This window comes from uncultured Pseudoalteromonas sp., assembly GCF_963922945.1.
Lineage (GTDB): Bacteria > Pseudomonadota > Gammaproteobacteria > Enterobacterales > Alteromonadaceae > Pseudoalteromonas.
Genome location: NZ_CAWUKC010000025.1, coordinates 21092 through 42013 on the forward strand (window position 1 = coordinate 21092; position 20922 = coordinate 42013).

16 protein-coding genes are annotated in these 20922 nt (G+C 41.3%); 14 read left to right on the plus strand and 2 right to left on the minus strand.

Annotated elements, in window-relative coordinates:
* Positions 1–216 precede the first annotated feature (216 nt).
* The 14 genes from AABI99_RS07625 to mdoH all read left to right on the plus strand — a co-directional run bounded on the left by AABI99_RS07625 (position 217) and on the right by mdoH (position 16738).
* Positions 217–1203: a GGDEF domain-containing protein gene (locus AABI99_RS07625; protein ID WP_338365064.1), complete on the plus strand. Its 987-nt coding sequence runs from the start codon at positions 217–219 to the stop codon at positions 1201–1203.
* 95 nt (positions 1204–1298) lie between these two features.
* Entirely contained in the window at positions 1299–2054 is a 756-nt protein-coding gene (gene ubiE / locus AABI99_RS07630; RefSeq protein ID WP_286245594.1) for a bifunctional demethylmenaquinone methyltransferase/2-methoxy-6-polyprenyl-1,4-benzoquinol methylase UbiE, read from the plus strand.
* Between the two features lie 11 nt (positions 2055–2065).
* On the plus strand, positions 2066–2749 hold the full coding sequence (locus tag AABI99_RS07635) for an SCP2 sterol-binding domain-containing protein (protein WP_338365051.1): 684 nt from the start codon (positions 2066–2068) through the stop codon (positions 2747–2749).
* Between the two features lie 9 nt (positions 2750–2758).
* Positions 2759–4366: a ubiquinone biosynthesis regulatory protein kinase UbiB gene (gene ubiB / locus AABI99_RS07640; RefSeq protein WP_338365052.1), complete on the plus strand. Its 1608-nt coding sequence runs from the start codon at positions 2759–2761 to the stop codon at positions 4364–4366.
* Between the two features lie 74 nt (positions 4367–4440).
* On the plus strand, positions 4441–4689 hold the full coding sequence (gene tatA / locus AABI99_RS07645; protein ID WP_338365053.1) for a Sec-independent protein translocase subunit TatA: 249 nt from the start codon (positions 4441–4443) through the stop codon (positions 4687–4689).
* An 11-nt stretch (positions 4690–4700) separates the two neighbouring features.
* Positions 4701–5024: a Sec-independent protein translocase protein TatB gene (gene tatB / locus AABI99_RS07650; RefSeq protein WP_338365054.1), complete on the plus strand. Its 324-nt coding sequence runs from the start codon at positions 4701–4703 to the stop codon at positions 5022–5024.
* Between the two features lie 48 nt (positions 5025–5072).
* Positions 5073–5813 carry a twin-arginine translocase subunit TatC gene (gene tatC, locus AABI99_RS07655; protein ID WP_338365055.1) on the plus strand — a complete coding sequence of 247 codons (741 nt, stop codon included), beginning with the start codon at positions 5073–5075 and terminating at the stop codon, positions 5811–5813.
* Between the two features lies 1 nt (position 5814).
* A complete protein-coding gene (locus AABI99_RS07660; RefSeq protein ID WP_338365056.1) occupies positions 5815–6345 on the plus strand; it encodes a hypothetical protein in 531 nt (176 codons plus the stop codon).
* A complete protein-coding gene (locus AABI99_RS07665; protein ID WP_338365057.1) occupies positions 6345–7130 on the plus strand; it encodes a TatD family hydrolase in 786 nt (261 codons plus the stop codon). Before AABI99_RS07660 ends, AABI99_RS07665 begins: the two co-directional genes overlap by 1 nt.
* Positions 7130–8977 carry a diguanylate cyclase gene (locus AABI99_RS07670; protein ID WP_338365058.1) on the plus strand — a complete coding sequence of 616 codons (1848 nt, stop codon included), beginning with the start codon at positions 7130–7132 and terminating at the stop codon, positions 8975–8977. The genes AABI99_RS07665 and AABI99_RS07670 overlap by 1 nt, the downstream gene beginning before the upstream one ends.
* A gap of 12 nt (positions 8978–8989) precedes the next feature.
* Positions 8990–10000: a porphobilinogen synthase gene (gene hemB, locus AABI99_RS07675; protein WP_338365059.1), complete on the plus strand. Its 1011-nt coding sequence runs from the start codon at positions 8990–8992 to the stop codon at positions 9998–10000.
* A 130-nt stretch (positions 10001–10130) separates the two neighbouring features.
* The gene (locus tag AABI99_RS07680) at positions 10131–12860 is read left to right on the plus strand and encodes an ExeM/NucH family extracellular endonuclease (RefSeq protein WP_338365060.1); all 2730 of its coding nucleotides are present in this window, start codon (positions 10131–10133) and stop codon (positions 12858–12860) included.
* 325 nt (positions 12861–13185) lie between these two features.
* Complete coding sequence (locus tag AABI99_RS07685; protein WP_338365061.1) at positions 13186–14805, plus strand: glucan biosynthesis protein G; 1620 nt, start codon at positions 13186–13188, stop codon at positions 14803–14805.
* Positions 14777–16738: a glucans biosynthesis glucosyltransferase MdoH gene (gene mdoH, locus AABI99_RS07690; protein ID WP_338365062.1), complete on the plus strand. Its 1962-nt coding sequence runs from the start codon at positions 14777–14779 to the stop codon at positions 16736–16738. The genes AABI99_RS07685 and mdoH overlap by 29 nt, the downstream gene beginning before the upstream one ends.
* A gap of 326 nt (positions 16739–17064) precedes the next feature.
* On the opposite strand, the gene fusA is transcribed toward mdoH, so the two are convergent.
* Both fusA and ylqF read right to left on the minus strand, forming a co-directional pair.
* Complete coding sequence (gene fusA, locus AABI99_RS07695) at positions 17065–19152, minus strand: elongation factor G (protein WP_338365063.1); 2088 nt, start codon at positions 19150–19152, stop codon at positions 17065–17067.
* Positions 19153–19978: 826 nt separating this feature from the next.
* Positions 19979–20917 (minus strand): ribosome biogenesis GTPase YlqF, encoded by a 939-nt coding sequence (gene ylqF / locus AABI99_RS07700; protein WP_338365065.1) that lies wholly within the window; start codon positions 20915–20917, stop codon positions 19979–19981.
* Between the last annotated feature and the right edge of the window lie 5 nt (positions 20918–20922).

Consider the following 20922-nt stretch of genomic DNA (forward strand, 5'->3'; position numbering starts at 1 on the left):
TATGTGCACTTTGATGATAAAAGCAGCTACTGAGCAATAAAATTAAAGATTTAAGTTCACTAATTCGGGATTTTACTTTTAAATAGCCCACTTAACGATTATGGTAGTAAAAAAAATAATAAAGCTTGGACGCATTTCCCCCTCATTGAAGAGCTATTTTAATGTGTAATTTAATGCGTACTTAGTTGGTAGTAAAGAATGATGTTCCATGATTCCATGGCTGTAGCACAAGAAAAAATGACGAATGTATGCTTGTTTTTAGAACGTCATGCGCTACCTCCCTCTCCGTTAAATTATCATGTTGCTTACAGCTATATAAGTAAAGCAAACCCTAAGCTTAATAACGCCATAGACCAAGCAATTAGTGGTAAAGCAAGCATTGATAGTATTTTAATTGAGCAACTCTACTTTGAATTTTTAAATGAAGGTCACACCACACAGGTGGCGATGATCAACAACGTAAATGGAGTTATTGACTCGCTTTCACGTAATGCGCAATCTACCGAAAAGCAAATTGTCAGCTTTGCCGGACAAGTGAGTGAATGTATGTATTCACTTGATGAGCACAATATAGAACAAAGTAAACAAGCACTCGATACATTACACACTCAGTCAGCCACGTTACTAGAGCAACATAAACATTTTAAACATGAAATACTTAAAGCTAAAAAACTACACGAAAAAACCCAAAAACAGCTAACACAGTTACGTAAGCAACATATAATTGACTCGCAAAGTGGGTTATATAAACGCCATTACTTAACCCAGCAAACTCAAGTTTGGAGCAAAAAAGATAAATCAATTTGCGCAATCGCTGTGCAAATAAATAATTTAGAGCACTTTATTGATAATTTTGGCGATATTATTGGTGAGGTGATTTTGAATAAAGTGGCTAAACAAATAAAAAAATATGTCTTTCAAAGTGGCTTACCCGGGCGCACCACAAAAGACCAATTTATCGTACTCCTGCCAGACATAGACCCAGAAACCGCCAATGTCATTGCTGAAAAAGTACGTAATGGCGTAGAAAAACTACGTTTTGTTAGCTCTAAAAGTGGCACTAAGCTGCCTGGTATTAGCTTATCTTTGGGTATAGCGCAGCATCAAAAAAATAATGACTTTAACCAATTAGCTAAACAAGCCTCGCACGCCGCATTTAAAGCGCGTTCGCTAGGCCAAAGCAGCTTTACTGCTGGGTATTGAGCTTTACGCTAAATTACCTGATAAATCATATTCAAATTGCACCTGTAGCATACAATCAAGTACACTAGCCTTTATTGCCACGATAGAGACTAACCATGAACGAAACAGAGCAAAAGACCACGCATTTTGGCTATAAAACGGTAGCTGAAAACGATAAAGCCTCAATGGTTGCAGACGTATTTCATTCGGTTGCAGCAAAGTACGATGTTATGAACGATTTAATGTCTTTTGGTGTACATCGTTTATGGAAACGTCAAACAATAGCTAGCTCAGGTGTGCGCAAAGGCCACCATGTTCTCGATTTAGCAGGCGGCACTGGCGATCTAACAGCAAAGTTTAGCCAGTTAGTCGGTGAAACCGGTCAAGTAGTGTTAGGCGATATTAACTCATCTATGTTAAAGGTAGGCCGCGAAAAGCTGCATAACTTAGGGTTAGTTGGCAATATTGACTACGTACAAATGAATGCCGAAATGCTGCCATTCCCAGATAACAGCTTTGATGTGATCACGATTGCCTTTGGTTTACGTAATGTCACCGATAAAGACAAGGCGCTTCGCTCTATGTACCGCATATTAAAGCCGGGTGGGCGTTTATTAGTATTAGAGTTTTCTAAGCCTGAACATGAAATTTTAAGTAAAGCGTATGACTTTTACTCATTCAATCTTTTACCAACTATGGGTAAAGTTGTGGCGAACGATAGCGAGTCTTACCAGTACTTAGCTGAGTCGATTCGTATGCACCCAGACCAAGAAACCTTAAAAGCAATGATGGAAGAAGCTGGGTTTGAGCAAACAACGTATCAAAACCTAACTGGTGGTATTGTTGCACTGCACCGTGGTTTTAAATATTAAGGCAGGCACTTATGGCGTTTGAGCAAAACAGCGAGCATGTGGTGGCAGAAAAACCCGATTCACAGTTTTTTATGTTACCTAATTTTGTACTTTCGCTTATAGAGCGAGTACTTAACAAGGTACTTCAGCTCGACGCCACTTTAATAGATAAACTGAGTGCCGTTAAACACAAACCGTTAAAGGTCGACATCCGAAATTGGCAACAGCAAATAGTATTAACCTTTGATGGCAAGCTACTTCACTTATACAGCGCTAACGACGAAAATAACGCAGAGTGTATGATCAGTGCCGATATTGATACGCTCATGGCATTAAAAGATCCAGCGATGCTTACTCAGCTTATTCGTCAAGATAAGTTAGACTTACAGGGCGATTTAAATGTCGCTCAGGCATATAGCGGTGCATTTTCTGATCTAGATATAGATTGGCCTGAGCAACTATCACACTACATCGGTGATGCGCCCGCTCAGTACCTTTATATACAGCTAAACACTTTACGCGCTAAAGAGCGCAAAGCACGTCAGCAATTTAGCACTACATTAACAAGCCTCTGCCAAGATGAGCTTGCTGTAACAATTCACCCTTTAGAGCTTGAACAATTTAAACAACAAAACCGTGCACTAAAAGGGCAAGTGGCCGCGCTTGAGCAGCGTATAAATGCATTACTCAACTCTTCTAACCCCCAAAAACGCTAAGGATTTTTTGTGTCGACTGCGCGATTGTATTACATCACTAAAACATTACTTAGCTACGGGTTGGATGAGTTAATACCAAAACAAAAAATACCGTGGTACGCTAAAATTGCCCGTGGCAGCTTATTTTGGTTACGCAACCAGCACAAAAATAAACCTGCCGGCTTGCGCCTGCGCTTAGCCTTACAAGAACTTGGTCCGGTGTGGATTAAGTTTGGTCAAATGCTTTCTACTCGCAGAGATTTACTCCCTCACGACATTGCGTTAGAGCTTGCTTTTTTACAAGACCAAGTAGAACCTTTTGAAGGTGAACTCGCTCAAAAAATAATTGAAAAATCACTCGAAATTAGCGATATAAGCCAGTTATTTAGTGAGTTTTCGCAAACCCCATTGGCCTCTGCGTCTATTGCACAAGTGCATACAGCAAAATTATTGAATGCAGATAACAACACCCAAGATGTTGTTATAAAAGTGATCCGTCCAAACATAAAAGCACAAATCAATGCCGACCTAGCACTTATGGAAAAGCTCGCCAACGTACTTGCCAAAGTACACAGCGAAGCAAAAAGGTTACGCCCTGTAGAGGTAGTTAAAGAGTATAAAAAAACCCTTTTAGACGAATTAGATTTAATGCGCGAAGGCGCAAATGGCATACAACTTAAGCGTAATTTTGAAGGCTCTGACTCATTATATATCCCCACGGTTTATAGCGATTATAGCCGCAGTAACGTATTGGTTATGGAGCGTATTTACGGCATTCCAGTGTCGGATACTGAGTCGTTAATTGCGCAAAATACCAATATGAAATTACTCGCTGAGCGCGGTGTAGAAGTGTTTTTTACGCAAGTATTTAGAGACAGCTTTTTTCATGCTGATATGCACCCTGGCAATATATTTGTCTCTCGCGAGCACCCTGAAAACCCCATGTATATTGGTATCGACTGCGGTATTGTTGGCACGTTAAACAAAGAAGATAAGCGCTACCTCGCTGAAAACTTTATTGCCTTTTTTAATCGTGACTACCGTCAAGTTGCACAACTGCACGTTGACTCAGGTTGGGTTCCATCAGATACCAGCATAGAAGAGTTTGAATTTGCTATTCGTACTGTGTGCGAACCTATATTTAATAAGCCGTTGGCTGAGATATCGTTTGGGCATGTATTGGTTAATTTATTTAATACCGCACGACGCTTTAACATGCAAGTACAGCCGCAGTTAGTATTATTACAAAAAACCTTATTATACGTTGAGGGCTTAGGGCGTCAGCTTTATCCGCAACTTGATTTGTGGAAAACCGCTAAGCCGTTTTTAGAAGATTGGGTAAAACAACAAGTTGGTCCGTTATCAGTAATGAAACAAATGTATGCTAACTTGCCATTTTGGGCTGAAAAAATGCCAGAACTACCTGATTTAATTTATCAAAATTTAAAGCGTAGTCCGCAGTTGCAGCATGCTCAGCCAAATAATGTGTCACATAAAGCACTCGTACTTAGCCTATTTGGCAGTGCAACGCTGATAGTGTCGGCACTGTGTTATCTGCAGCATGACCTTATAGCAGCAGGGGCAACATTAGCAACGTCTGCAATTAGCTTTATAGCAGCGTGGCGTAACACAAACTAAGTGCTATTTATGCCACAGGGCGTATAATTAGTACTTAAAATAAACATTTAAGCATTTATCAGTTGGAGATAACCATGGGTTTAGGTGGCATTAGTATTTGGCAATTATTGATTGTTTTAGCAATTATCGTACTTCTCTTTGGCACTAAAAAGCTGCGTGGTATGGGCGGTGATTTAGGCGGCGCAGTAAAAGGGTTTAAAAAAGCCATGTCTGATGATCAAACCAAAGAGACTGAAAGCGAAAAAGCTGAACAAATTCAAGAGTCTCAAAAAGCAACGCCAACACAAAGCACTGAAAAAGCCAAAGACGATTCTAAGGTTTAAGCAATATGGGAATGTGGGAGCTCGTTGTAGTTTTTATCGTAGGCTTAGTGGTCCTTGGCCCTGAGCGGTTGCCGGTTGCCATTCGCACTGTTATGCGCTGGATAAAAACCGTTAAATCGATGGCCAATTCAGTTAAAGCGGAAGTAAGTGAAGAGCTACGTATAAATGAGCTGCACGAAAACCTAAAAAAAGCAGAGCAACAAGAGCTTAAAGACTTAAGCCCTGAACTAAAGCAATCGGTTGATGAACTGCAAAAAGCTGCGCAGTCAGTTACCCATAGCTATAAAAACACTTCAAACACACCATCTAACGAACTACCCGATGAAAAAAAGTGAATTTAAATCCCCTATTTGTGGTCAACTTATTACGTGGTATAAAAAATAATGTCTGAACAAGGTCAATCTGGGTTTGTCGCTCATTTAATAGAGCTGCGCGATCGGCTTATTAGATCACTTTTAAGTATTTTAGTGATATTCATTGGTTTAGTGTATTTTGCCAATGATATATATGAGTTTGTGGCAGCGCCATTAGTTGCGCATTTACCAAACACGGCCACCATGATTGCCACCGATGTTACGGCACCGTTTTTTGCCCCATTTAAGCTGACGTTATTTGTGGCCTTATTTGGTGCAATTCCGTGGATATTACATCAAATTTGGGGGTTTATAGCACCAGGGCTATATCAGCACGAAAAACGTATGCTGATGCCAATTTTGGCCTCGAGCATTTTACTATTTTATGGTGGTATCGCTTTTTGCTACTTTGTTGTGCTCCCTATTATATTGGGCTTTTTTACCAGTGTTGGGCCGCAAATGATGACCCTAGCACCTGACATTAGTAGTTACTTAGGGTTTGTACTTAAGTTATTTTTTGCATTTGGTGTCGCGTTTGAAATCCCCGTAGCCATAATGCTGCTATGTTGGAGTGGCGCTACAACCACGCACAGCTTAAAACAAAAACGCCCTTACATTGTGGTCGGTGTGTTTGTAGTGGCGATGTTTTTAACACCGCCTGATGTATTATCACAAACACTATTAGCACTTCCTATGCTGCTTTTATTTGAGCTAGGGTTAATTTTAGCGAAATTTTATAGCGCTAAAGAACAACAGGAATCTGAGGAATAAAATGAAAAAACAACTACTCTCACTACTGGTTTTACTCAGCGCGCCTACTTATGCAGCGCAAGAAATTAACGTGCAAGCTTTGCAAGCATGTAGCTTTATTGAAAACGACTTTAACCGTTTACTGTGCTACGACAACACAGTGGCAGGTAAACCGCTTACTAAACCTAGTGAGAAAAAAACATTAACCCCGCCTAAAGCGGTAACGAATGTATCGCCAAATGTAAGTGCACCTGTAGCCGCTGTATCACAAGCTGCGCCTGCTGCTAAAGCAGATGATTTTGGCCTTGAGCATAAAGAAGTAACTAAAGATAAAGAAGAAAACATCACTGCGTCAGTATCATCAGTAAGAAAAGCCCCTTACGGCGAGCTAATTATTACCCTTGATAACGATCAGCAATGGCGTCAAATTGGCTCTGACAGCCTTAAATTAAAAGAGTCAGATACAGTGGTTATTAGCCGCGGTGTGTTTAATTCTTTTTTACTTCGTAAAGAAGGCCAAAATCGCTCAATCCGAGTTAAGCGTACTCAGTAATGACCTACACATTAGTTGATGCCGGTATTAATTTAACCAATCACCAATTTGAAGGTGAGCATCAGGCTATTATTGCCCGCGCAAATGCCGCGGGCGTGCAAAATATGTTACTGATTGGCTGTGATATACCAAGTAGTGAGCAATCGCTAACACTTGCTAAACACTATAATCAATACTCTACTGCGGGTGTACACCCGCATGATGCCAAAGACGCCACCGACAACTTAGAAGAAACTTTAACGCAACTTGCAAATAACGACTGCGTTGTTGCTATTGGCGAGTGTGGGCTTGATTATAATCGCGATTTTTCTCCTCGCGATATTCAACGCAGCGTACTAAAGCGCCAGTTAGCGCTTGCCGAAAAGTTAAACTTGCCGGTTTACTTGCACGAACGTGACGCAAGCGAAGATATGCTAAGTATTTTGGCTAACTATAACATACGTGGCGTACTGCATTGCTTTACAGGCAATGCTCAAGCACTTAAACACTATTTAGATTTAGGGCTTTATATTGGTATTACTGGATGGGTGTGTGACGAGCGCCGCGGTAAAGAATTGCAGCAACTGGTACCTAGTATCCCGCTTGAGCGGTTATTAATAGAAACAGACGCGCCTTTTTTAATTCCACGCACAATAACGCCTAAACCTAAATCACGTAAAAATGAACCGGCCTACCTTACCTACGTGTGCGAAACACTTGCTGAGCTTTTTAACGTTGAGCCCAGTACTATTGCCAACCATACTACGGCTAACTTTTATAGTTTATTTGATAAAGCAGGTCGCTAATGACAAGCCCAAAGGCGCTGTTTAGCCTATTTATGCTCCTTTGTTCATTTTGCAGTGTTGCAAACCCCGTTATCGCAGACAATTTTAAATCCATAAAAATAGACTCCTTGAGCTATTCGTTTGCGCCTAGCACTGCAAACAATGCCTATTTTGAGGTTAACGACTGGCAAACAGTAAGCGATAAGCCATTAAATTTAGGGTTTGAACAACGCTCTGTATGGGTCAAGTTTACAGTTAAAAATACCTTGAATAGCAATATAAGCCCTATTTTATCGCTCGATAATCCGCTATTAAATAAAGCGCATATTTTTCATTTTTATAATTCAGCACTGCTCTCACACACGCAAACTGGCGATAGCTTTAAGCTCTCATCGCGGCTAATAAAAAGCGAGTCCTTATTAGCAAAATTGAGGTTGCCGCCAAATAGCACGAGTACCGTAATAGTTAAGGTAAGCAACATTGCTGGGCTGCGTATCCCACTTACCTTATGGCAACAAGATGCCTACTTAGCCCATAAAGGTAAGCTTAATTTAATTTACGGGCTACTTATTGGTTTTTTATTTTCGTTGGCCATGAGTTGCTTGGTTTTGTATGGGTTTTCACGCAAGGTGTATTTTGCTTATGCAGGCATTATTACGCTAACCCTTGGAGTGCTATTGGCTTATTTATGCGGTTTTGGCGCTCGTTATTTCCATCCTAGTTCGCCATCGTTACAGCAAGTAATGATACCTGTTTTACTCATGCTCACTACGCTTATTTTTGTGCCGCTACAAAAACAATTGTGCCAACCTAAAGCCTCTAAACTACTAAAATGGCAAGCCATTATTGCTAATATTTATGCTATTAGCCTGCTGTTTATGTGGGCATTACCTAGTACAGTGTTTACCTATTTTAGTTTGCTGGCGACCCCAATTGTTATTATTTATTGCTTAGTAAGCACCTACATCTGCCAGCAAAAAACGCCCGCAAAACCAGTTAAAGCACTGCTAATTGCACTTATGCTATTTTTACTTGTTCTGGTGTATCTTATTGTTGCTGTATTTGGCTTATACCCTTTAGGTCGAAGTAGCTTAGCTTTTGTTTTTATTTGCTTTTTTGGTAGTACATTTTGCCTATGTTATGGCGTTATGAAGCGCTTTATTTTAGATCGAGATGAACAGGTTATTGCTCAACAAACCTTGATTGCTGAAAATGCAGCCCAAGATACACTATTAAATGAGCGCATAGCACTGCAAGAGCAAACGCAAAAAGACTTAGAATCGTTAGTTGATGAGCGCACCTTTGAGTTACAAGTTACTTTGCGCGAACTAGAAGATAAAAACCGCGAGCTTGAGCTACTTAATATGGAAGACGCCCTGAGTGGCGTTAAAAATCGTCGCTTTTTTGATAAAAAATTAGTGATGGAGCTGCGTCGCTCTCGGCGTGAGCAAACGCCTTTGAGTATAATTATGCTCGATATCGACCGCTTTAAGCGGGTAAATGATAGCTATGGGCACTTAACCGGCGACCAAGTTATACGCGCTGTAGCCGACATTATAAAACAGCATTTAAAACGCCCATTAGATGAAGTGGCTCGCTACGGCGGCGAAGAGTTTGTTGTTTTGCTACCTAATACCCCAAAAGAAGGGGCGGTTGATATTGCCCAAAAAATTCGCCAAGCCGTAGAGAGCAATACCGTAAACGTAGCAGGTACATCCGTAAAAGTAACCATTAGTGCAGGCGTAAACAGCGCTGTAGTAAACGATATTAGTAACCCTGAGCTATTTACAGACGGCGCAGATAAAGCGCTTTATTTCGCCAAACAGCATGGCCGAAATCAAGTAATTAGTTTTCCAATTCCACAGTAGGAGCTTAGTAATATGGCCCAATCAGGACTCGACCTTTTCCCATATACCCGCATGCGAAGAATGCGCCGTAGCGATTTTTCTCGCCGTTTAATGGCCGAAAACCAACTATCGGTAAACGATTTAATTTTTCCGGTATTTGTACTTGAAGGTAAAAACCGCCGTGAAGCAATTGAATCAATGCCCTCAATTGAACGCTTATCGATTGATTTATTGCTCGAAGAAGCTAAAGAATTAGTTGATTTAGGTGTGCCTGCGGTGGCTATTTTTCCGGTAACCCCTGCTGACAAAAAATCTCTGATGGCCGAAGAAGCCTATAGTGAAGATGGCTTAGCACAACGAACTGTGCGCGCTTTAAAAGAAGCCTTTCCTGAGCTTGGGGTGATTACTGATGTAGCTCTAGATCCATTTACGACACACGGCCAAGACGGCATTATTGATGATGAAGGCTATGTAATAAATGACATAACCACTGAAATATTAGTTAAGCAGGCGCTTTCGCACGCTGAGGCAGGCGCCGATGTGGTTGCACCCTCTGACATGATGGATGGCCGTATTGGTGCAATTCGCGAAGCACTCGAAGCAGATGGGCACATTCATACACGCATTATGGCCTACTCAGCTAAATACGCTTCTAGCTACTATGGGCCGTTTAGAGACGCAGTGGGCTCTGCGGGTAATTTAAAAGGGGCCGATAAAAAGACGTATCAAATGGATCCTGCCAACTCTGATGAGGCAATTCGTGAAGTGGCACTTGATTTACAAGAAGGCGCCGACATGGTGATGGTGAAACCTGGTATGCCCTACCTTGATATTGTCCGCCGTGTTAAAGATGAATTTGGTGTACCTACTTTCGCATATCAGGTTAGCGGTGAATATGCAATGCACAAAGCGGCAATCGATAACGGCTGGTTGAGTGAAGAGGCCACAATTATGGAATCTTTACTGGCATTTAAACGCGCCGGAGCGGATGGTATTTTAACGTATTTTGCCAAGCAGGCCGCGCAATGGCTGCAAAATAAGTAAACATGTTATCAAAGGCGGTACGCCGCCTTAATTTTTTTACAATCATTAACATATTTGTATTCTTTTTGTCATTTAGATTGCCTAAACTGGAGTCCCATTTTGGGATTTAAATACACGGGAATAATAAAAAATGTTAAAAACGAAAATAACGCCACTGGCGCTTGTATTAGCGAGCCTCAGTGCACCAGCCTCCGCCGATCTAATCATTTCTGAATACATTGAAGGCAGCAGCAACAATAAAGCGATTGAACTTTATAACAATGCTGATACCGAGCTTTCTCTTGAAGGGTATACGTTAGGCCTTTATTCAAATGGTAGTAGTTCGGTTGGCAACTCAATTGATTTAACAGGCACATTGGCTGCCAATACCACCTATATCATTTCAAACCCCGGAGCAGCCGCTGAAATACTTGATATTGCAGACACAACGAGCACTGTAACTTACTACAATGGTGACGATGCCCTTGTTTTAACTAAAAATGGTGTGGTTGTTGACAGCTTTGGCCAAGTGGGTGTTGATCCTGGCTCTTTTTGGTCTGATGATACCGTTCAAACTCAAAATAAAACCTTACGAAGAAAAAATAGCATTACAACGGGGCGAACTGACTCAACCTCAGCATTTAGCCCGAGCGATGAGTGGGAACAGTTTGATATTGACACCTTTGACGGCTTAGGCTCACACGCTGGCGACGGTGGTACGGCTCCTGCGCCAGACCCTGAGCCAGAACCACTAGAGCCGCTTGTATGTGGCGCAGATAAAACGCTGATTAGCGCTGTACAAGGTGCTGGTGATGCAAGCCCATTAGTTAATACCCTTGTTGAAATTGAAGGTATTGTCACTGCTGATTTTCAAGGTGAAGATGGCTTAGATGGTTTCTTTGTGACCTCGCTTGCAGCAGATGTAGATAACGACCCAATGACCTCAGAAGGTCTGTTTATATACTTTACCGATACCGATGTAAATGTAGGCGATCACGTTCGCGTACAAGGTACAGTTAATGAATACTACGACTCAACACAATTAGCCGATGTAACGCAAATTGCAGTATGTGGTACTGACGAAGTAGCCACTGCAACGCCTATAAGCTTACCTCTAAATAGCCAAGCAGACCTAGAAGCTTACGAAGGCATGCTTGTAAGCCTAGATCAAACATTAGTTGTTACAAACAACTACGGCTTAGGTCGCTATGGTGAAGTAGAACTTGCCACTGAGCGTTTATACCAAGGTACGCAAGTTGCCTTACCAGGCGATGCTGCAAATGCAGTTGAAGCAGCTAACTTAACTAAAAAAATCTTATTAGATGATGGCTCTACAGCTCAAAACTCAGATCCTTCTGCTTACCCTGCCGCAGGTTTATCGGCAGAAAACACACTACGTACTGGCGATACAGTAAATGCAGTGACAGGCGTAGTTGCATACAGCTTTAGCACTTATCGTATTCACCCAACTGTTACACCGCAGTTTATAGCGACTAATGCACGTGAAGATGCGCCAGAGCAAAGTGAAGAAGCCGACCTACGAGTTGCGAGCTTTAACGTACTTAACTACTTTAATGGTGATGGCCAAGGTGGTGGGTTCCCAACTAGCCGTGGTGCAGACTCAGAAGAAGAGTTTATTCGCCAAGAAGCAAAACTTGTGAGCGCAATCAGTGCAATGCAGGCAGATGTTGTTGGCTTAATGGAAATAGAAAACGACGGCTTTGGTGAGTTTAGCGCTATCGCAAGTTTAGTTAATGCATTAAACGATGCCGACAGTGCTAACAACTACGCGTTTGTAGATTTTAACGTAGCCCAAATTGGTACCGATGCAATTACTACGGCCCTTATTTACCGTGCTGATAAAGTAGAAGAAGTAGGCACAGCCGCTATTACTACTGATTACCCATTTGATTACAGCAACCGTGCACCTATTGCGCAAAGCTTTAAGTCACTTTCAACTGATGAAGTATTTACCGTTTCTGTAGCCCACCTTAAATCTAAAGGAAGCTGTGGTGATGATAATAACGACGACCTAGGTGATGGCCAAGGTTGTTGGAATGAAATTCGTACTGAAGCTGCTGATGCCTTTACTGATTGGCTAGATAGCAAACCTACAGGCGTAGATGATGAAGATATCATTCTTGTTGGTGATATGAACGCTTATGCAATGGAAGATCCAATCCGTAAGTTTGATGAGAAAGGCTATAAAAACGTAGTCGCAGAGCTTGATGGCGATACACTAAGCTACTCTTATAGCTTCTCTGGCCGTGCAGGTAGCCTTGATCATGCTTTAGCAACCGAGTCTTTACTAAGCAAAGTTGTTGCAGCAAATGATTGGCATATCAATGCTGATGAGCCTATCGTGCTTGATTACAACCTAGAGTATAAGAGTGAAGGTCATCAATCTACGCTATACGCAGAAGGTCCGTACCGTGCATCTGATCACGACCCCGTCATTGTTGATATAAAATCTGAGGTAGTGCTTACCCCTGAAGAGCAAACACCGGTAATTGCACCTGATCAAATATTCACAGTGGATGAAAACAGTGCAATAGGCACAGTCATTGGCACACTTGATTTTAGCGATCCTAATGCTGATGTATCACCTGTGGTTAAATTTATTGTATCGGGTAACGACTCTGTATCAATTAACGAGCAAGGCCAGTTAATTGTTGCAAGCGAAGTAGATTACGAGTTTGAAAACCGTATTACTCTTACAGTACAAGCAGAAGATAGTGTAGGAAATGTATCTGAAGCACAAACGGTAGTTGTAAGAGTAAACAACCTACGTGGTGATGACGATAACGACTCGGGTTCACTGCTTTGGTTATCTCTTTTATTAGCACCACTTTCATTAGTGCGCAGGTTTAAGAAAAAATAACGAGAGATTTATTTTAAAGCCGCATTTTTGCGGCTTTTTTTATGCTTATAAAAATGTAATTCAGACAAGCTTCAGTAAACAACCTTTAATATCTTCCATACCGTTTATTAACTATTAATAGAATTAGCCGCGCAACAAATACATTAAATGAGTGTTTTTTACACATAAGTCGTAGTTAAAGCTCTTTTTAATAAATTTAACTGTTGAAATGTAAACACTTTATTTACGGATTAAAAGTTGCACCATAAGTTCACCACCCTTGTGTAGTAGTTAAGTAACAAACCCTAAGCGTAAAAATAAGTCGTGTTTTTATAAAGGAATGAAAATGAAACAATTAACCCAAACACCTCCTACTTGGCAGAAAAAAGCGACGCCATTATTGGGTCTACTTTTTATTTTTTCTAGCTGGGGCTACAGCACGCAAGCAATAGCAGCAAGTGTTGATGCAGCAATTCCGCAAGAAAGCCTATTTGAAGTAATTAGCGCTCGTGCTAAAAAACTAGCCGAACAAGAATATGCCCCTCCAAAAAATATAGAGTTAGATGCATTAAATAATATTGATTACCAAGATTACCGCTCAATTCGTTTTAAGCAGGACAAATCAGTGTGGAAAGATGAAGGGCTGTATGAAATACAACTCTTTCACCCTGGGTTTTTATATAAAACACCAGTAACGATTAACACTGTAGAAGGCGATTCAAAACGTAACCGCCTACCTTTTAGCACCGATTATTATCAATACGACGCTACTGCCGCACCGTTAAAAGATGAAATAGCTAAAAGCGTTGCGGGTACACAGCTTGGTCATGCAGGCTTTCGACTACACTACCCTCTCAATACAAACGAATACAAAGATGAGGTGATGGTATTCCAAGGTGCCTCTTATTTTAGGGTTGTTGGCCCTAATCAAGTATATGGTTTATCCGCGCGCGGATTAGCAATTGACACTGCCGAAACATCAGGCGAAGAATTCCCAATGTTTAAAGAGTTTTGGCTTGTTAAACCTAAAGCTGAGCAAACTAATATCACTATTTTTGCATTGCTAGACAGCCCTTCGGTTTCAGGCGCTTACAAATTTAATATTGACCCTACAACCAGCATGCTAGTTGATGTTGATATGCAAATTTTTGCCCGCAAAGACATTAAAAAGTTAGGTGTAGCGCCCTTAACTAGTATGTTTTATCACGGCGAAAACAGCACTAAGTTTTTTGATGACTACCGACCAGAAGTGCACGACTCAGACGGCTTATTAACCCAGTCAGCTGATAATAAATGGGTATGGCGCCCGCTTAACAACCCATCACAGTTAAGCGTCACGTCGTTTTCGTACACCAACCCTAAGGGGTTTGGTTTAGCACAGCGCGACCGTGACTTTAATAACTACTTAGATACTGAAGCACACTACCACGACCGCCCAAGCCTGTGGATAGAGCCACAAGGTGAATGGGGAAATGGCCGAGTTGAGTTAGTAGAAATTCCAACAGACACTGAAACAAACGACAATATAGTGAGTTACTGGGTGCCAGAAAAGCCAATGAAAGCAGGCGATTCATTAAAGCTAAGCTATAAAATGAGCACTTTTAATGCTCACTTAACTCAGCACCAAAAAGCGCGTGTAACTCGCACTCGCATTGGTAGCGCAGCGCTGCCGGGTGAAGATAACCCACCACCGCAGAGCCATCGTCAGTTTACTGTTGACTTTGCAGGTCCTGATTTAAATAACCTGTCTGAAAAGCTGACACTTAACGCCGACATTCAGCTAACAACAGGTGAGGTTAGAGATATATCTGTGCAAAAACTTCCTAAATCTTTAGGGTGGCGAGTCGCTTTTAAAATTGCACCACAAGACGATCAACCCGTTGATATGCGTTTGTCGTTAAAACTTCGTGACAAAGAAATTAGTGAGGTATGGAGCTATGTTTGGTACCCAAATGACATCAAGTAATAAAGGAAAAGGCACGCCAATGCCATTCAAAACACTACGCGTATGGTTATTTGCAATTGCTGCTTTGACTGTTTCGGGGTATGGCATTTCTATTATGTTTGAAATTTTAAGCTCAAACGGAATGACCTTGCTTGAATACGCGCTATTGGTTTTATTTTCAATCACCTTTGCGTGGATTGTTACAGCATTTTGCAGTGGTACTATAGGGTTTGTATTGCAATTATTTCGAATTGACCCGCTTACCTTAAAACGCATAAAACCAATTGAGTTTGATAATGCCGCACTTGCACAGCAAAAAACTGCGGTAGTTATGCCTATTTATAATGAAGACACACACCGTGTCATTGCCGGCTTTGAAGTGAGTTTACAATCATTAAAAGAGACAGGACAACTTGCCAATTTTGACTTTTATTTATTGAGCGACACGCAAGACCCTGAAATAGCACAAAACGAGTTAAGTGCATGGCACGCTTTATGTGAGCGATTAGGCGATACTGCAAAACAGGTTTTTTATCGTCGCCGTGAAGACAACAAACACCGTAAAGTAGGTAATTTAACCGAATTTTGCGAGCGCTGGGGCAGCCAATACGATCACATGATAGTGCTAGATGCCGACAGTGTGATGACGGGCAAGTGTATGCTAGAACTCACCACTAGCATGATCAACAACCCGCAAGCGGGTTTAATTCAAACTATCCCCATTCCGGTTCGTCAAGACACCTACTTTGGTCGTTTTTTACAATTTGCCTCTGTGCTATACAGCCCAATGCTTGCTGCTGGCTCTGCTTTTTGGCAAACCGACAAAGCTAACTACTGGGGCCACAATGCGATTATTCGCGTTGAAGCATTTATTAACTATTGTGGTTTACCTACGCTTGAAGGCAATGCTCCATTTGGTGGGGAAATTTTAAGCCATGACTTTGTAGAAGCGTCATTACTGCACAGTGCAGGCTGGGATGTGTTACTACTAAGCGATATTGAAGGTAGCTACGAAGAAGTACCAAGCAACATTTTAGATTATGCCATACGCGACAGACGTTGGGTTCAAGGTAACATTCAGCACCTTGGTTTACTAGGTTCGTCTAAATTAAAGTTAATGAGCAAGTTTCACTTTTTATTAGGTGCAACCGCTTATATTTCATCGCTTATTTGGCTATCTATGTTAGCACTGAGCACCATAGATGCAGTAACCCGAGCATTAAACAGCGATGTTTACTTTAACCGGGTTTATCAGTTATTTCCAACGTGGCAAATAGCTAAAACAGACCTAATAGACTCACTACTTTATTTAACCATTATTATATTACTAGTGCCTAAATTAATGGGTGTCATTGTTACGCTCATACACAGAAATAAGCGTTTTGGTGGCTCGTTTAAATTAATAATAGGCTCAATAATAGAGACTGTGTTTGCCATTATCGTGGCACCACTTATGATGGTGTTCCATGCTTACTTTGTAGTATGTGTATTTTTAGGTAAAAAAGTTAAGTGGGATGCACAGCCACGCGAAGGCCGTATGGTACCGTGGAAAGAAGCGTTTAATTACACTCTTTTTTCTACCTTAGTTGCCATAGTATGGGGCGCTACAGCCTACTACTTTACGCCTGTATTCTTTTGGTGGTTATCGCCTATATTACTTGGTTTACTGTTAGGGGCACCAATTATACGCTACACCAGTAGCATTAAATTAGGTGTGCAGCTGCGTAAAATGGGGATATTTATTTGCCCAAGCGAAGTTGATAACGACCCCATGCTAAATAGCCTTAAAGTGCATTTAAAAGAGATTTCGGTACCAGAGCCTGGACAATACCCTAAAACGGTGCCTGCACTGCCACAAGAGCATTTAGTAGTAATGCCAATACAAAGCTTTAATCAGCCTCGCTTGCCAAAGATGAAAGCACTAAGAGCTAAAGCAATTAAGAAGTTTAATTAGCGCAATACGCTCGCACTAAATATAAAAGGAGCATGATTGCTCCTTTTTTTATACCTTAAACAAGCTGCTATATAATTTCCCTTTTATAATTAACACCTAAAACTGACTGAATCAAATAACCGCTCTTGCGCACTCTTTGCGAAACTAAGCAGTCATTGCTCCCACGGTCACTTTGGCTTTAATTACATCACGTACTTTAGCGCTTTTACTTAGGCTATCATTGCTGGTATTACTTTGTTAGAGAGTCGCTAGCTCTGTAAGTAATTAAATCATAGGCAATAAAAAACCCGCAACATGTGCGGGTTTTCTTAGAGTAAAAGAGCTAATTACTTAGCTGCTTTTTTCTCTTTTTCTGCTGCGATTACTGTCTCAGCTACGTTTTGTGGACATGGAGAGTAGTGTGCGAACTCCATAGAGAACTGACCACGGCCCGATGTAATTGTACGTAGGTGACCAATGTAACCAAACATTTCAGAAAGAGGTACTTCACCTTTGATGCGAACGCCCATTGCGCCAGCTTCTTGGTCTTTGATCATACCACGACGACGGTTAAGGTCACCGATTACGTCACCTACATTGTCTTCTGGCGTGAACACGTCAACTTTCATGATTGGCTCAAGAAGTTGTGCACCCGCTTTAGGGATAGATTGACGGAAAGCACCTTTAGCAGCGATTTCAAATGCGATAGCAGATGAATCCACGGCGTGGAAAGCACCATCAAAAAGCTCTACTTCAACGTCAAGTACAGGGAAGCCAGCTAGAACACCTTCGTCCATCATTGACTTAAAGCCTTTCTCAACTGCAGGCCAGAATTCTTTAGGTACGTTACCACCAACAACTGTAGAGGTGAATGTGAAGCCTGAATTTTGCTCGCCTGGCTTGATGCGGTAATCAATTTTACCGAACTGACCAGAACCACCAGATTGTTTCTTATGCGTGTAGCTATCTTCGATTTCACGAGTGATAGTTTCACGGTAAGCAACCTGAGGTTGACCAACAACAAGGTCTACGCCGTAAGTACGCTTAAGGATATCTACTTTGATATCTAAGTGAAGCTCACCCATACCTTTAAGGATCGTTTCACCTGAATCTTCATCAGTTTCAACTTGGAATGAAGGATCTTCTGCAACCATTTTACCGATCGCAATACCCATCTTCTCGTTACCACCTTTATCTTTAGGAGCAACAGCAATTGAGATTACTGGATCAGGGAAAATCATCGCTTCAAGTGTACATTCGTGCTTAGGATCACATAGTGTGTGACCTGTTTGTACGTTTTTCATACCAACTACAGCAATGATGTCACCCGCTTGCGCTTCTGTAAGCTCATTACGCTCATCAGCTTGCATCTCAACCATACGGCCGATACGCTCAGTTTTACCTGTTGCTGAGTTAAGAACCGTATCACCTTTCTTCATGCGACCTGAGTAGATTCGAATGAAAGTAAGTGCACCAAAACGGTCATCCATGATTTTGAATGCTAACGCTTTAAGTGGCTCATCAGCAGAAACAGTTGCTACTTCACCTGTTGGCTCACCAGTTTCTTTATCTGTAAGAGGTTGAGGGTCTACTTCAGTTGGTGAAGGTAGGTAATCAACTACAGCATCTAGAATTAACTGCATACCTTTGTTTTTGAATGCAGAACCACAGTAAGTTGGGAAGAATGCAAGGTCACGTGTACCTTTACGGATACAACGTTTGATGTCTTCTAGAGACGGCTCTTCACCATCCATGTAAGCCATCATTAGATCTTCGTCTTGCTCTACCGCAGACTCAACTAACATCTCATGGTATTCTTCAACTTTGTCTACCATGTCAGCAGGAACATCTTGGATTTCGTAGTTTTCAGGAAGACCAGTGTCATCCCAAACGTACGCTTTCTTCTCTAGTACGTCTACAACACCTGTGAACTGATCTTCAATACCAATTGGTAGAGTCATCACTAGTGGGTTCGCACCAAGTACTTTTTCTACTTGGCCTACAACGCGGTAGAAGTCTGCACCCATACGGTCTAATTTATTTACAAAAATTACACGCGCAACTTCTGACTCATTCGCATAACGCCAGTTAGTCTCTGATTGCGGCTCAACACCACCAGAACCACAGAATACACCAATACCACCGTCTAGAACTTTTAATGAACGGTAAACTTCAACTGTGAAGTCAACGTGTCCTGGAGTATCGATAACGTTAAAACGGTGATCTTTCCACTCACACGTAACAGCTGCTGACTGGATAGTAATACCACGCTCAGCTTCTTGCTCCATGAAGTCAGTTGTTGACTCACCGTCGTGTACCTCACCAGTCTTATGAATTTTACCCGTAAGCTTTAGGATACGCTCAGTGGTGGTAGTTTTACCCGCATCAACGTGCGCGAAAATACCAATGTTTCTGTACTTCGATAAATCTGCCATTATTTTACTCTTAATAAAGTCGATAAATTATTCGGCGGGAGTATAGCATTACTTAAAGCGAACATCACCATACAAGTCGATTAAAATGCAATCAATTCAATAAAAATTTTCTAGATTTACATTAAGTACTCATTAAATAGCACTGATTATTATATAAACCATTAATAATTAAATGTTTTATTCTTTTAATAAGAAGTGCGAACAGTTACTTAATTATTTTGTAACCACCTTCGTAGTGCACAATACTGACGCCGTATTAATCTACCGCCAGCCAGTTACTTTTGATTAAAAACACTTAAAACTATAAATATTTCGCCACTCTATAGCTATTTAATTACCTTTTTATTAGGGCGTGCCCTAAACAGAAAATACTTTTTTATAGATCAACTCGGGTAGGTTTGCCCATATTCGATGCTTTCAAATTACATATAAAATTCTTAAATGACTAAAAGCCAGTACAAGTAATCGCCATGAAATATGAGTAAAAAACGCACTTAATAAAATAAGAATTATTTGCATTTAGGTGTTGACAGTTTATTAGATCTAACTGATAATCAATATCAACAAGGCGGGAATGCATACCCACTTGTGACGGAATGAACTAATTTGTTTCTCGACCCTGAAACAACGTGTGGCGCACGTAAACAGCTATGGTTACTTGTTATGAACCGCAACGCCCCTTGATGTTGATGATAAGTAACCGCCCTACTATTTTACTTGCTACATTGCTCATATCGGTGACGGTAGATATGAAACTAAAAAAGCCCTTACGGGCTTTTTTTATGTCTGTAATTTAGTAAGCAACATGCCCACATAAATTAATCCATTAACGGCGGTTTTTGCGTGCACGTGCACGGCGCTGTTTTTTCTCTTCTTCTTTAGCAGCTTTTTTAGCTTCTGCCGCGGCGCGTAAACCGGCGACCATTATTTCTTCTTCTTCACGCATGGCTGGAGTTTCCATGGTGATGCGGCCAATAATGCCATCACGAAGCTCATTTATGAGTATTTCAGACATTTTATAAGTATCTATTTGGTTTCCACCACGAATACAGCCGCGCTTTTTACCGGCCATTTCTACAAACTCCCAATCACTTTCTGGCAGTTCATCGATTTTATAACGTGCTTTTAAAAGCTCAGGATAAGCTTTCAATAAATACTCTGCCGTATAGCTTGCCACATCTTCATATTCAAGTGCGGTGTCGCGTATTGCACCTGTAGCGCCTAAGCGGTAACCCGAGTTCTCGTTTTCTACTTTAGGCCACAGCATACCTGGCGTGTCGTAAAGCATAATGCCATCTTCTAGCTTAATACGTTGCTGCGCTTTAGTTACCGCAGGCTCATTACCTGTTTTTGCCACTATGCGCCCAGCTAAAACATTAATTAAAGTTGATTTACCCACATTTGGAATACCCATTATCATGGCTTTAATTTGCTTATCGGCGCCCACTTTATGTGGTACTAATTTTTTACATAACTCATTAATTCGGTGTACTTCTGCGGCTTTATCGTTTCCAAACGCAATGGCTTTTACGCCGCTTTCTTGCTCAAAATAGTCTTTCCACGCTTGGGTCATTTTAGGGTCGGCTAAATCAGCCTTATTTAAAATTTTGATGACCGGCTTGCCTTCACGAAGTGTGGCTACCATCGGGTTTTCACTACTGTAAGGAATGCGTGCATCAAGCACTTCAATGATCACATCCATTTGCGGCATTATTTCTTTAATCTCATTACGGGCTTTATTCATGTGCCCAGGGAACCACTGTATTCCTG

What these genes read in the sequence shown, in the direction of transcription:
- AABI99_RS07625 (WP_338365064.1), top strand. Translation starts at nt 217, where the DNA reads ATGGCTGTAGCACAAGAAAAAATGACGAATGTATGCTTGTTTTTAGAA.
- AABI99_RS07685 (WP_338365061.1), top strand. Translation starts at nt 13,186, where the DNA reads ATGAAACAATTAACCCAAACACCTCCTACTTGGCAGAAAAAAGCGACG.
- AABI99_RS07660 (WP_338365056.1), top strand. Translation starts at nt 5,815, where the DNA reads ATGAAAAAACAACTACTCTCACTACTGGTTTTACTCAGCGCGCCTACT.
- hemB (WP_338365059.1), top strand. Translation starts at nt 8,990, where the DNA reads ATGGCCCAATCAGGACTCGACCTTTTCCCATATACCCGCATGCGAAGA.
- mdoH (WP_338365062.1), top strand. Translation starts at nt 14,777, where the DNA reads ATGTTTGGTACCCAAATGACATCAAGTAATAAAGGAAAAGGCACGCCA.
- AABI99_RS07670 (WP_338365058.1), top strand. Translation starts at nt 7,130, where the DNA reads ATGACAAGCCCAAAGGCGCTGTTTAGCCTATTTATGCTCCTTTGTTCA.
- AABI99_RS07635 (WP_338365051.1), top strand. Translation starts at nt 2,066, where the DNA reads ATGGCGTTTGAGCAAAACAGCGAGCATGTGGTGGCAGAAAAACCCGAT.
- AABI99_RS07680 (WP_338365060.1), top strand. Translation starts at nt 10,131, where the DNA reads ATGTTAAAAACGAAAATAACGCCACTGGCGCTTGTATTAGCGAGCCTC.
- ubiE (WP_286245594.1), top strand. Translation starts at nt 1,299, where the DNA reads ATGAACGAAACAGAGCAAAAGACCACGCATTTTGGCTATAAAACGGTA.
- AABI99_RS07665 (WP_338365057.1), top strand. Translation starts at nt 6,345, where the DNA reads ATGACCTACACATTAGTTGATGCCGGTATTAATTTAACCAATCACCAA.
- tatA (WP_338365053.1), top strand. Translation starts at nt 4,441, where the DNA reads ATGGGTTTAGGTGGCATTAGTATTTGGCAATTATTGATTGTTTTAGCA.
- tatB (WP_338365054.1), top strand. Translation starts at nt 4,701, where the DNA reads ATGTGGGAGCTCGTTGTAGTTTTTATCGTAGGCTTAGTGGTCCTTGGC.
- tatC (WP_338365055.1), top strand. Translation starts at nt 5,073, where the DNA reads ATGTCTGAACAAGGTCAATCTGGGTTTGTCGCTCATTTAATAGAGCTG.
- fusA (WP_338365063.1), bottom strand. Translation starts at nt 19,152, where the DNA reads ATGGCAGATTTATCGAAGTACAGAAACATTGGTATTTTCGCGCACGTT.